Raw genomic sequence first — 12355 nt, forward strand, 5'->3', positions numbered from 1 at the left:
ATCGCGGCGGTGGCGGTCGAGCAGCTTCTCGACCGCCACCGCCGCGATCAACCGGGCCGGGCTCTGCGCGGGGCAGTTGTGCGGACCGGCGCTCCACGCCAAGTGGGCGCGATTACCCGCACGTTGGTCGTTCGTCAGCGCCGGATCGGTGTTGGCGGCGGCGAGGCTGATGACGACGGGATCACCGGCCCGCAGCAGCGTCCCCTCGTACACGACGTCCCGAATCGGATAGTGCACCGCGTAGTTGGCCATCGGCGGATCGGTCCACAGGACCTCGTCGAGCGCGTCCTCGACGGGCAGGCTGCCACCGCCGAGGCTGCCCGCGAACCGGTCGTCGGAGAGCAGCAGCCGCAGCCCGTTGGAGATCAGGTTCTGCTGGGGCTCGGTGCCCGCGCCCATGAGGACGACGAGCTCGTGGATCATCTCCTCGTCGGTGAGGGCGGCCGGGTGGGCCATCATCCAGGACGTCATGTCCTGCCCCGGCCGGGCCCGCTTGAGCGCGATGAGGTCGAGCAGGGTCACGGTGAGCAGCTCGTTGGCCTTCTCCGCGTCGACGCCGTCGAAGATCCCGGACATGCCCTCGACGAGCCGCTCACCGAGGTCGGGCGGGCAGCCGAAGAGCCGGTTGAAGACGAGCAGCGGCAGGACCTGGGCGTACTCACCGAGCAAGTCGGCCTCGCCGCGCGGCGCGATCAGGTCGATCAGCGTGTCGGCGCTGCGCTCGACGTATCCGCGCAGGGTGTTGGGCTCGACGCGGGCCAGGCTGTCGGTGATGGCGCCGCGGAGCCTGCGGTGCTCCTCCCCGTCGGTGAACAGCGCGTTCGGCCGGTACATCATCATCGGCACGACCGGGCTGTCCGGCGCGACCGTACCGTCGGCCAGGTCACGCCAGCGGCGGGGGTCCTTGGAGAAGGTCTCCGGGCTGCGCAGGACGTGCAGCGCGGCCTCGTACCCGGTGACGAGGGTGGCGCGCACGCCGGGCGCGAGTTCGACGGGCGCGGTGTTGCCGTGCGCCCGCAGCTTGCCGTAGGTCGCGGCCGGGTCGGCGGCGAACTCGGGGCCGTACATGGGGTGGTGGAAGGGGCAGCCCTCAGGTGGCGCGGAGACGGGGCCGGGGGCTTCGGGGGAGGTCACGCGTGCTCCAGTTCACTGTCGCCGGCGCTGACGGCACTGTCGGCACTGCCGTCGGCTCTGCCGGCATTGCGGGTGAGGAGGTACTCGACGAGGGCGATCAGCGCGTGCGTGGAGGAGATCCGGTCGCGGGCGTCGCACCGTACGAGGGGTGTTTCGGGGAGCAGGTCGAGGGCCTCGCGGACCTCTTCCAGGTCGTGCTCGGCGGAGGCGTCGTCGAAGTCGTTGAGGGCGACGGCGTACGGCAGGCCCAGTTCCTCCAGGACGCCCATGACGTCGAAGGACTGGCCGAGGCGGCGCGTGTCGGCGAGGACGAGCGCGCCCAGCGCACCGCGGGTCATGTCCTGCCACAGCTCGGTGAAGCGCTGCTGCCCCGGCGTGCCGAAGAGGTACAGCACGAGGGAGTCGTTGAGGGTGAGGCGGCCGAAGTCGAGGGCGACGGTGGTGGTCGTCTTGTCCTTCGTGCCCGCCAGGTCGTCGACGAGCGCGCCTGCCTGGGTCATGACCTCCTCCGTGCGCAGCGGCCGGATCTCGGACAGCGCGCCGACGAAGGTGGTCTTGCCGACCGCGAAGTGCCCCACGATCAGCACCTTGACGGCGGTCTGCACACCGCTCGGCAGGTGGACGCCCCCGGCGGGGCTGTCTTCAGAGGCGGGCGCGGAGCCCATCGAGGACCTCCTGGAGGATGCGGGTCTCGGACGGCCGGGCGGACGGGATGGGGGCGCGGGTGACGACGTGGCCGCTGTCCATGAGGTCGGCGATCAGCACCTTGGTGACGCTGACCGGCAGCGCCAGATGTCCGGCCACCTCGGCGACCGACAGCGCGCCGGGCCGGCACAGCTCCATCAACGCCCGCTTCTCGGGGCTCAGTCCGGTCAGCGGCAGATCGTCGGCGGCGATCAGCAGCGTGACCAGGTCCAGGGTGTTGCGGGTCGGGTGGGAGCGGCCGTCCGTGACGACGTACGGCCGCACCAGCTTCCCTCCGGGACGCCTGGGCGGTGTCATGCCGGGCTGCCAGCGTCCCGACGCGCCGGGCTGGTCAGTTCCTTGCCGAGCCGGTCGACGAGCTTGTGCATCCGGTACGTGACGGCCTCCATGTCCACGTGCTCGGTGGTGGACACCGCGAGGTAGGCGCCCTCGCCGGCGGCCACGAGGAAGACGTAGCCGTGCGCGAACTCGATCAGGGTCTGCCGCCAGGGAGTGTGCGGGCTGCCGCAGAACTCGGCGGTGCTGCGGCTGATCGACTGGACGCCGGAGAGCCCCGCGGCGAGCCGTTCGGCGTCGTCCCTGCCGATGTCCGCGGAGTGGGCCCTGAGCATGCCGTCGGCAGAGAGCAGGATCGCGTGCCGCGCCTCGGGGACCTTCAGGACCTCATCGAGCATCCAGCCCAACTCGTTGTTCGTGGTGGGCTCGATCATCCTTGGATGTTCCCTTCGTCTTCGTGGGGGGTGGTGTCCTGGGCGGCACGGCCGTGGAGCGTGCCGCGGGCGAACGCACCCATGCGGCGGGCGGTCTCCTCGGCCGAGCGGTCGCCGGGGTCGTCCAGGGGCGCGGGCGGCTCCTGCACTCCGGCGGCGGGCTCCGCCTGCGCCTGGGCCCGCCGGCGCCGCTTGGGCAGCCCACCGGCCGTGGTCGCCGTGGCGGCCGTGGCCGCCGTCTCGGCGGGCAGCGGCAGCCCCGCGGACCGACCGGACACCGGCTCGTCGGCGGAGGAGACGGAGCGGGAGGCGGAGGCGGAGGACGGCGCGGGCGCCGCGTCGGACGTACTGCCGGACGCGCCGAATTCGTGCGTACGGGCGGACGCGGGCGTACGACCGGGCTCAGTGGCGCGAGTGGACTCGGTCGTACGGGCCGACGCGGCCGGCGTACGGGAGGAGGAGGCGCGGGCGGGCGGTGCGGTCACGGGCGGCAGCTCCTCCGCGGTGTCCCGGTGCGTGAGCAGGGCGGACGGCAGGAACACGACGGCACGGACGCCTCCGTACGGGGAGCGGGTGTCGGCGGAGACGCTGAACCCGTAACGCGCGGCGAGCACGCCGATGACGGCGAACCCGAACTGGGGCGGGTCGTCGAGCCGGGTGACGTCCACCGCGTGCCGGCCGGACAGCAGGGCGGCGGCCCGCTCGGTCGCGTGGGCGTCCATGCCGACACCCGCGTCGTCGATGATCACGCAGGCGCCGTTGTGCACGGACTGGACGTTGACCTCGACCTTGGTGTTGGGCTGCGAGTGGCGGGCCGCGTTGTCGAGCAACTCGGCGATGGTGAGCACGACCGGCTCGACGGCCCGGCTCTCGACGGCGATGTCGGCCTGGCCGTGGATCTGTACGCGCCGGTAGTCGCGGATGCGGGAGGTGGCACCGCGGACGACCTCGATCAGCGCGGACGTGGAGCGCTGGCGGCCCGGCCAGGATCCGCACAGTACGGCGATGGCCTGGGCGCGGCGGCCGAACTGGGCGTTGGCGTGGTCGATTTCGAGCAGGTCGCGCAGCACGTCGGGACGGTCGTGGCGGTCCTGCATGTCGGAGATGGCGACCTGCTGCTCGTTGGCCAGCGCCTGGATCGAGCGCATCGACGACTTCAGGGCGGCCTTCGCGGACTGGTCGGCGCGGGCCTGCGCGTGCTCCACGGCGGTGGCGAACCGCTCCAGGACGTGGTCGAGGGACTTCGCGAAGCCGCTGCCGGAGAGCCTGGCGTCGAGCAGGCCCACGCCGGCGAGCGGCTGCTGGGGGCCGTGGTCCGCCAGCGCGGGGAGGCGTACGGCGACCAGGTGCCGCACCTCCTCCTCCCGGGAGCGCACGTCATCGGCCAGCTCGGTGGTGCGTCGGCGCAGCCGCGCGGTGATCCCGCGCTGGCGCACCAGCAGCACGGTGACGGCGAGCAGGCCGACGGCCACGCACCAGAACACCGCCTCCGGTATCTGTTCCTTCATGGAGTCCTCGAAGTTCTCAAAGGCGGGGAGGTTGGTGAATCGGGGGGTGGGTGTGGCGAGTGGAGTGAGTGTGGTGGGTGTGCGGGACGAGGGGCGTGGGGAGACGGGGGACGCGGCGCTCGACGGTAGTCGCGAGCGGGCGCACGCACTTTTCCGGGCGCGCAAGGAAGTTGCCGTGAGGCGCACCGTCGTACGCGGGGCGCGCAGATGGCTTCGCGCGCCACTGGGTAACCGAGTACATGCGGGTGGGTACGTGCGCGTGCCGTCTGCCACTCACATCACATGCTCCGCCCGGACCACACAAACGGAATGTGTGCACTACGCTTACGAGCCGTAACTGCCGTGGCCAGAACTCCAGTTGATCAGGCGCGCCGGCTGCGGCCGGGCACACTCTGGGCGGAGGAAGCGCATTGCCCGCGGGAACCTACATCGTGGAGTCGCAGACGACCGGTGAGGTGGATCCGCGTGAGCGGACCGACTTCTGGAGCGAGCATGTCGGGTCGTACCAGACCCGGATGGACTTCAGATACGCGAGCCCCGAGACGTTCCGCGGCGAGCTGATCCGGCAGGGCACCGACACGTACCAGATCGTCGACTGGAGTTGCGACAAGATCGAGTACGTCCGTACGCCGCGGCTCGTGCGGCAGGAGCCCGATCCCGACTACCGGTTTCTGCTCCCGCTCTCCGGGGAGCTGGTGCTGCGGCAGGACGACCAGGAGGCGCGGCTCACGCCCGGTGCGGGGAGTCTGATGACGCTGGGGGCGCCGTTCCAGTTGCTCCACGACGCGTCGTTGCGGGGGATCATCTTCTCCATACCCGCCCGTGAGATCGACGGTCCGCTGAACCGGAAGTCGCCGCTGGCGACCGGTATCGATCTGACGACCGGGCTGGGGCGGGTCGTCGGCGCCATGCTCGAGAGCCTGTCGGCGGAGCGGGACAGTCTGACGACCACCGAGTTCAACGCCGTGTCCGACCGGATCGTCGAGCTGCTGTGCATGATCTCCGTCGGGGACGACCGGCCCGACTCGTCCGGGCATCTGACGGAGGTCGAGGCGGTGGTACGCCGTCATGTGCGCGAGCACGCGGCGGATCCCGGGCTCACCGGGACGTCGATGGCGCGGGCGCTCGGGTGGTCGTTGCGGCAGATCCAGCTGGCGTTGCAGCGGGTGGGGACCACGCCGCGGGAGCTCATCCGTGAGGAGCGGTTGCGGCTTGTGCGGGATCGGCTTCAGTGCGGGGAGTGTGAGCACATGACGATCACGGATCTGGCGTACGCGTCCGGGTTCTCGTCGGCGAGCGCCTTGAGCACGGCGTTCAAGCAGCGGTACGGGGTTAGTCCGCGGGAGATGCGGCACGGGGTGCGGTGAGGGTGGCTGGGGGTTGCTGTTGGCCTGCGGTCCCGCTGTGGCTGGGTGCGCAGTTCCCCGCGCCCCTGAGGACACCTGTGCCCAGGCCCGTTCGGCAGGTGCGGGTCCGTCGTGGTTGCTCGCGCAGTTCCCCGCGCCCCTAAAGACAAAAGACACCGGTGCCCAGGCCCGCTTGCCACGTGGGGGTCCGTCCTCGTTGCTCGCGCCGTTCCCCGCGCCCCTCAAGACACCGGTGCCCAGGCCGGTTTCCCCGCGCCCCTGACGGGGCGCCCCGGGCTGACGAGACGCAGTCCCACCCCTCCCAGGGGCGCGGGGAACGGCGCGATCTTTCAGGGGCGCGGGGAACTGCGCGGGCAACACGGGTCGGCCTGCACATGGCAAACCGGGCTCAGCCATCCGCTCTTAGGGGCGCGGGGAACTGCGCGGCCAGCCTCAGTGGGCCCGTGCTCATCAAGCAAGCTCCAAGCCCACCCACCCCCGGCGGCGGCTGTCAGGCCGAGGCGCGCTTGCGAGGGGCGGACTTCTTGGCCGGGGTCGCCTTCTTTGTGGCTGTCTTCTTCGTGGCGTCAGCCGTCGTCTTCTTCGCGGCAGTCTTCTTCGCCGTCGGCTTCTTGCCGGACGCCGGCTTCGGGGAGGCCTTGCGGGCGGGCCCCTTGCGGAGGGGCTTGACGTCGGCACCGGAGTCGGCGGCGTCCTCGCCACGGGCGACCTTGGCCTGGCGGACGCTGCTCTCCAGCGCGGCCATGAGGTCGATCACCTTGCCGCTCCCCTTCTCCGCGGAGGCCGCGACCGGCACCTTCTCGCCGGAGGCCTTCGCGGCGATGAGCTCCTCGACGGCCTCGCGATAGTCGTCGTGAAGGTCGTTGAGGTCGACCTCGCCCAGGGTGTCCATCAACGCGTCGGCGAGATCGAGCTCCTTGTCCCGCACGGTGACACTGGAGTCGGGGGCGACACTCTCGGGCGTACGGATCTCGTCCGGCCACAGAAGCCCGTGCATCGCGATGACGTCGTCGACGACCCGCAGCATCCCGAGCCGCTCCCGCCCACGCAGGGCGAACTTCGCGATGGCGACCTTCTGACTGCGCTTCAGCGCCTCCCGCAGCAACGTGTACGGCTTGGCCGCCGGCACCCCGTTCACCGCCAGGTAGTACGCCGTGTCCATCTGGAGCGGATCGATCCGGTCGGCCGGCACGAAGGCCACGATCTCGATCGTCCGGGCGGTCGGGATGGGCAGGGACGCCAGGTCCTCGTCCGTGATCGGGATCATCGACCCGTCCGCGTCCTCGTACGCCTTGCCGATCTCCGGCGACGACACCTCGCGCTCCTCCAGCTCGCACACCTTGCGGTAGCGGATGCGGCCGCCGTCCTCCAGATGGATCTGGCGGAAGGAGATGGAGTGGCTCTCGGTGGCGTTCACGAGCTTGATCGGGATGCTGACCAGGCCGAAGGAGATGGCGCCGTTCCATATGGATCGCACGTGCAGCACCTTTCCGATCGATTGATGGCGAGATCTGATGTTTTGAGGTGAAATCGTGGGATTGTCATCCTATGACGCCGATCACCGAGGTGGAGGGGCGACGGCTCGCGCTGAGCAATCTGGAGAAGGTCCTCCATCCGGCGACCGGCTTCACCAAGGGCGAGCTGCTGCACTACTACGCGACGACCGCCGAGGTCCTGCTGCCCCACCTCCGCGACCGGCCGCTGTCCTTCCTGCGCTACCCGGACGGGCCCGACGGCCAGGTCTTCTTCGCCAAGAACGTGCCGCCGGGTACGCCCGAGTGGGTCACCACGGCCGAGGTGCCACGGTCGGAGGGACCGGCCCGGATGGTGCTGGTCCAGGACCTCCCGAGCCTCGTGTGGGCGGCGAACCTGGTGACGGAGTTCCATACGCCCCAGTGGCTGATCGACGCCCCGGGCGAGGCCGACCGGCTCGTCTTCGACCTCGACCCGGGGGCGCCCGCAGGCGTCGTCGAGTGCTGCGAGGTCGCGCTCTGGCTGCGGGAGCGGCTCGCGGCGGACGGGATCGAGGCATACGCCAAGACATCGGGGTCGAAGGGGCTGCATCTGCTGGCGGCGCTGCGGCCGACGCCCTCCGGCCGGACGACGGAGTACGCCAAGGAGCTCGCGATGGAGGCGGAGAAGGCGCTGCCGCGGCTAGTCGTGCACCGGATGACGCGCAGCCTGCGACCCGGCAAGGTCTTCGTCGACTGGAGCCAGAACGCGGCCCGGAAGACGACCGCGACCCCCTACACCCTGCGGGCCCGGGCGGAGCCGACGGTGTCGGCGCCGGTGACGTGGGCCGAGGTCGAGGAGTGCCGGTCCGCCCGCCCGCTCACCTTCCTGGCCCCGGACATCGCGCAGCGCCTGCGGGACCACGGCGACCTGCTGGCCCCGCTGCTCGACCCGCACCGCGCGGGCCCGCTGCCCTGAGCACGGCCGGGCGAAGGCGGGACTCACACCGAAGACGAGGGGGGACCTCACAACAAAGGAGCACCATGCAAGCACCACCGCCCTCCCGTACCGTCCGCCGCTCACTCGTCGTCGGGCTGACGGCTCTCGCCCTCGGCGCCCTGCCCTGGGCACCCACGGCCGCCACGGCCTCCCCGGACCGGGCCTCGGCACGGGTCCCGGGCGCCGAGGTGATCACCGACTGGAGCGAGACCGCCGCCGCCGTGGTCAGCGTGGACGCCGGGCGCCCGACGGCCGAACCGTTCCTCTGGTACGGCTTCGTCTCGGCCGCCGTCTACAACGCGGTAGTCGGCATCGAGGGCCGCTACACCCCGTACAAGTGGCACGTACGCGGTCCTCGCGGCGCCTCCTCCGAAGCGGCCGCGGCAGCGGCAGCCCGCCGGGTCCTGCTGACGTACTTCCCCGCCTCGAAGGCCCGGATCGACACCGCCTACACCGCGTCGCTCGCGCGGATCCCCGACGGAAAGGCCGAGGACCGGGGCGTCCGCTTCGGGGAGCGCGCCGCCGCGCGGATCGTCGAGCTGCGTGAGAACGACGGGCGCGACAACCCGGTGACGTACGACAAGGAGCCCGCCCCCGGCGTCTGGCGCCCGACCCCGCCCGGCTTCAGGCCCTTCGCGAACCCATGGCTCGGGAAGCTGCGGCCGATGCTCTTCGACTCGCCGGACCGGTTCATGCCAGGGCCGCCGCCCGCGCTGACGTCGAAGAGGTACGCCCGGGACTTCGCCGAGGTGAAGTCGATGGGCGCGAGGAACAGCCCTGGGCGGACGGCCCGGCAGACGGAGACCGCGCGCTTCTTCTCCGACCCCCTGCCACAGCAGCTCCAGGCCGCCTACCGCGACCACACGGCACGGCACGGACTGGACATCGTCGAGGCGGCCCGGTTGTTCGCCGCCGCCAACACGGCCAGTGCCGACGCGACGATCACCACGTGGAACTCCAAGTTCACCCACGCCCTGTGGCGTCCGATCACCGCGATCCGGCTGGCCGACACCGACGGCAACCCCGCCACCGAAGCCGACCCGTCCTGGGAGCCGCTGCTCACCACACCCCCGTACCCGGAGTACATCGGCGGCCACTGCGCCAACGACGGGGCCGTCATGGCCGTACTGGACCGGCTGACCGGCGGTGACATCGATCTCCGCGTCTCGTCGGCGGTGACGGGCACCACCCGTACGTACACGAGGTCCGCCGACTACAACCGTGACGTGATCAACGCCCGGATCTGGAGCGGGATCCACTTCCGCACCGCCGACGTCCTCGGCAACCGGATCGGGCGGCACATCGGCAACTGGGCACTCGACCGCTACTTCACACCGCTGCCCTGATCACTTGGTTCGGGCCGCCGCGCCGGTCCTGGGGCCCTCACACCCGCGTCCACGTGTGCCGGTCGCGGGCCATCGCGTGCAGTGCCTCGACGTCCGCCGGTTTGAGGGTCCCGCCGAGGCGGGTCAGCGTCGCGAGGTCCGTGTCGGTGAGCACGCGGGCCTCCCTCAGGGGCGCCGTGATGTCCAGGGAGGACGGGGCGAAGACCGCCAGGACCGGGCGGACCTCGGCGGTCAGGGCGTACGAGGCGCGGTCGGCGTCGGCGCGTACGGCGCGGAGCAGTGGGTGCGCGTCGCGGCGGCCCACCGTGACCATCGGATCGGCCACCAGGACCCGCTGTTTGCGGGCGTAGAGGGCGCGTACGGCGAAGAGGCCGCCGGGGCCGATGACGAGATGGTGGATGCGGTCGCCGCCCGGGAGCGGAACCGAGTGCAGGGTGTGCCAGCCTGCCCCGTCCAGGCGGTCCAGGGCCTCCCCCACCGCCTGTTCCGCCTCGAGCGCGCGCCGGCGTGGATCGGGGCGCATGCGGCGCGGGGCGGCCGGTTCGCGGTCGAGGGCGATCTGGAGTGCCTCGCCGGGCCGGTTCGGCGCGAGGTCGTCGTCCGGGTGGAGGGACAGCCGGGCGAGCTCCGCGGGCGTGGGCACGGGGGGCGGACCCACCGTCACCTCGCCGGTCAGGAACGGTCCGAGCACGTCGAGCACGTCCTCGCGCCGATCCTCGCTGAGCAGGTTGACCCTGGCCGCCTCCCTGTCGTACCAGGCGACGTTCCTCCCGTCGGTGAAACAGACGTAGAGCCGCTCCTGGCCGTGGCGCCAGGTCGGTATGACGCGCAGTCCGCTCATGCACCATCACCCCACGACCATGGGAACAGGCGGGGTGCTCCAGGGGCAAGAAGCCGGTTACCTTTGGGGACAGTGGAGGGGGAGGCGCCGTTGCGGGATCGCGGGAAGCAATCCGATGCGCCGGCCCCGGACAGCCCGTGGAGCGAGATCGTGCCCGGCCTGTGGATGGGCGGACACGAGTACACGGGCCGGTCGGGACAACCGGAGTTCGCCGTCGTACGAGACGAGTTCGACCTGGTACTGACCCTGCTGCGACTACCCGGCCACGGCCCCGACCCGGGCGTGGAACACCATGTGTGGCCGATCCCCGACGGACCGCTGGACGGCACCCAGCTGGCCGGTGTGATGCGGCTCGCGCGGACCGCGGACGAGGCGCGGGACGCCGGCCGGCGCGTCCTGGTGCGCTGCTACCACGGCTACAACCGCTCGGGCCTGGTCGTCGCCCACGCCCTGATCCGCGCGGGCAGCACCGCCGAGGACGCCATCCGCCTGATCCGCTCACGCCGTTCCCCGTGGGCGCTGCACAACGCGTTGTTCGTGGACTACCTGCACACCGGGCTCGACACGGCCCGGCTCCTCGAAGAGCTCGCCGAGTAGCCCGTTCCGGCCGATGGACAGCGCGGGTGGACGAGGCCGGTGGACAACGCGGTGAACAACGCCGGTGAACAACATCGCCGAACAAAAAGGACTTCCGTACGAATAGGGTGTACGAGCGGCGGTCATCGGCCATGGCCGGTGACCGCGGCGCCACCCCGGCAGCACCCAGGCACCACCCCGGTCCACGCCGATCTCGCACCGGGCGAGCGGCCCTGACGCAGGAGCGCAGTGATCCACAACCGCCCCGCGGGCTCCCGCCGCCTCGCGCGCGCGGCGCTCGCGCTGCCCGTCGCCGCCCTGCTGCTCGCGGGCTGCGGCGACCCGGGCGATCTGCGCGGGTCGGGCCCGACGTCCACCGCCGTGGGCCCGACCCGGCTGTGGCCGGAGGTCCCGCCCGCCGCCTCGCCCGCCCTCGACTACGGCGAGGCGGACACCGAGACCGTCCAGGGCGTCACCGCGCCGGGCGACGACATCCGCAAGGTCGACCCGGTCACCGTCTTCCGCGCGGAGATCGCCCGCCATCCGGATCTCTACACCGACGACGGCGCCTCGTACGCGGAGACGGCCGAGCGGACGAAGGAGTGCGGCAAGAAGGGCGAGCCCGGCCGGAAATGCCCGGTCCTGCGCCCGTACTACCGCGACATCACCGGCGACGGCCGGGACGACATGGTGCTCGGCGTGCGGATGCCCCAGAACCAGCTGGGCGTGCGCGCGTACACCTTCATCGGCCACCGGCTGGTCGAGGTCATGGCCACGACGGACAGCACGCTCAGCGTCCAGATCGCGGGCCGTGACGTGATCATCCGTTCGCCGTCGACGCTGGCGGGCTACGAGTACCGCACGGTGTGGTCCTGGGACCGCCGCCAGAAGGCGATGCTCGCGGCGAAGGACGAGATCCTGCGGGTGGGGTCGAGCGCCACGCCCAGCGGCCCCGCCCCCACGCGTTCCCCGGCCGCGGACTCCCGGTGAGGCGCCCGCGGCCGGCCGGGCCGCCCACCGGGATGCGGCGCCTGCGCCACTGGACGGCCACCCTCACCTGGAAGGCCGCCGCCTTCATCGCCGTGATGTGCTGCGGTCTGGCCGCGCTCCTCGGCGTCCTCGTGCACGTCTCGGTGACCAACCAGACCGTCGGCGAGGCCCGCGACCGCGCGCTCGACCGGCTCACCGAGGCGACGGAGGCGTTCGAGGCGGGCGACCGGCTGCCGCACGGCGCGGGCGTCGACCTGGCGGGCCTGCCCGTCGAGCTGCGTACGCTCGCCGAGGACGGGGACCGCGGCACGATGGTCGGCAGCGACGACCCGCACCCCACGATGTGGGCGGCCGGCCCCGCGAGCGGCGGGCACGCACTCGCCGTGCGGGTCGACTACTCGCAAGGGGTCCGCACGATCGACGGCCTCGACCGGGCGATCCTCGGCTCCTCGGCGCTGGCGATCGGCGTGACGCTGCTCGGGGGCGCGTTCGCGGTGACGCGCGTGACGCGGCGGCTGCACGGTACGGCCCAGGTGGCGCGGCGGATCAGCGCGGGCGACCTGGACGCGCGGGTGAACGATCCGCGGGCCGAGGACCCGACGCGCCCCCAGGACGAGGTGGCCGCGGTCGCGGGCGCGCTGGACACGATGGCGTCCTCGCTGCAGGGCAAGCTGCAGAGCGAGCAGCGCTTCACGGCGGACGTCGCCCACGAGCTGCGGACCCCGCT

13 protein-coding genes are annotated in these 12355 nt (G+C 71.9%); 6 read left to right on the forward strand and 7 right to left on the reverse strand.

Annotation, left to right across the window (positions count from 1 at the left end):
- From AOK17_RS35305 to AOK17_RS35325, 5 genes are all read right to left on the reverse strand, one after another.
- A partial coding sequence (locus AOK17_RS35305; protein ID WP_055616677.1) for a cytochrome P450 occupies positions 1-1068 on the reverse strand: 1068 nt, incomplete at its 3' end.
- Between the two features lie 62 nt (positions 1069-1130).
- Positions 1131-1799 carry a GTP-binding protein gene (locus AOK17_RS35310; protein WP_079053455.1) on the reverse strand — a complete coding sequence of 223 codons (669 nt, stop codon included), beginning with the start codon at positions 1797-1799 and terminating at the stop codon, positions 1131-1133.
- Complete coding sequence (locus AOK17_RS35315) at positions 1777-2136, reverse strand: DUF742 domain-containing protein (RefSeq protein ID WP_055616678.1); 360 nt, start codon at positions 2134-2136, stop codon at positions 1777-1779. Before AOK17_RS35315 ends, AOK17_RS35310 begins: the two co-directional genes overlap by 23 nt.
- Entirely contained in the window at positions 2133-2549 is a 417-nt protein-coding gene (locus AOK17_RS35320; protein ID WP_055616679.1) for a roadblock/LC7 domain-containing protein, read from the reverse strand. Before AOK17_RS35320 ends, AOK17_RS35315 begins: the two co-directional genes overlap by 4 nt.
- Complete coding sequence (locus AOK17_RS35325; protein WP_055616680.1) at positions 2546-4057, reverse strand: ATP-binding protein; 1512 nt, start codon at positions 4055-4057, stop codon at positions 2546-2548. The genes AOK17_RS35320 and AOK17_RS35325 overlap by 4 nt, the downstream gene beginning before the upstream one ends.
- A 410-nt stretch (positions 4058-4467) precedes the next feature.
- Here AOK17_RS35325 and AOK17_RS35330 point away from each other — a divergent pair, with 410 nt between their 5' ends.
- A complete protein-coding gene (locus tag AOK17_RS35330) occupies positions 4468-5424 on the forward strand; it encodes an AraC family transcriptional regulator (RefSeq protein ID WP_245697567.1) in 957 nt (318 codons plus the stop codon).
- Positions 5425-5914: 490 nt separating this feature from the next.
- On the opposite strand, the gene ku is transcribed toward AOK17_RS35330, so the two are convergent.
- The gene (ku, locus tag AOK17_RS35335; RefSeq protein WP_055616687.1) at positions 5915-6901 is read right to left on the reverse strand and encodes a non-homologous end joining protein Ku; all 987 of its coding nucleotides are present in this window, start codon (positions 6899-6901) and stop codon (positions 5915-5917) included.
- A 71-nt stretch (positions 6902-6972) separates the two neighbouring features.
- Here ku and ligD point away from each other — a divergent pair, with 71 nt between their 5' ends.
- Both ligD and AOK17_RS35345 read left to right on the forward strand, forming a co-directional pair.
- Positions 6973-7854 carry a non-homologous end-joining DNA ligase gene (gene ligD / locus AOK17_RS35340; protein WP_055616681.1) on the forward strand — a complete coding sequence of 294 codons (882 nt, stop codon included), beginning with the start codon at positions 6973-6975 and terminating at the stop codon, positions 7852-7854.
- Positions 7855-7919: 65 nt separating this feature from the next.
- Complete coding sequence (locus AOK17_RS35345; protein ID WP_055616682.1) at positions 7920-9221, forward strand: vanadium-dependent haloperoxidase; 1302 nt, start codon at positions 7920-7922, stop codon at positions 9219-9221.
- A 37-nt stretch (positions 9222-9258) separates the two neighbouring features.
- Here the strand turns inward: AOK17_RS35345 and AOK17_RS35350 are convergent, their stop codons facing one another.
- Positions 9259-10062, reverse strand: a complete 804-nt coding sequence (locus AOK17_RS35350; protein WP_055616683.1) for a nuclease-related domain-containing protein — start codon at positions 10060-10062, stop codon at positions 9259-9261.
- A gap of 90 nt (positions 10063-10152) precedes the next feature.
- Between AOK17_RS35350 and AOK17_RS35355 the strand changes: the two genes are divergently transcribed.
- The 3 genes from AOK17_RS35355 to AOK17_RS35365 all read left to right on the forward strand — a co-directional run.
- The gene (locus AOK17_RS35355) at positions 10153-10659 is read left to right on the forward strand and encodes a protein-tyrosine phosphatase family protein (protein ID WP_079053456.1); all 507 of its coding nucleotides are present in this window, start codon (positions 10153-10155) and stop codon (positions 10657-10659) included.
- A gap of 228 nt (positions 10660-10887) precedes the next feature.
- Positions 10888-11628 (forward strand): hypothetical protein, encoded by a 741-nt coding sequence (locus AOK17_RS35360; protein ID WP_055616685.1) that lies wholly within the window; start codon positions 10888-10890, stop codon positions 11626-11628.
- Between the two features lie 32 nt (positions 11629-11660).
- The coding region (locus AOK17_RS35365; protein ID WP_157881462.1) for a HAMP domain-containing protein at positions 11661-12355 on the forward strand (695 nt) is incomplete at its 3' end.

This window comes from Streptomyces phaeochromogenes, from assembly GCF_001418655.1.
In the GTDB taxonomy this organism is placed as follows: Bacteria; Actinomycetota; Actinomycetes; order Streptomycetales; family Streptomycetaceae; genus Streptomyces; species Streptomyces phaeochromogenes.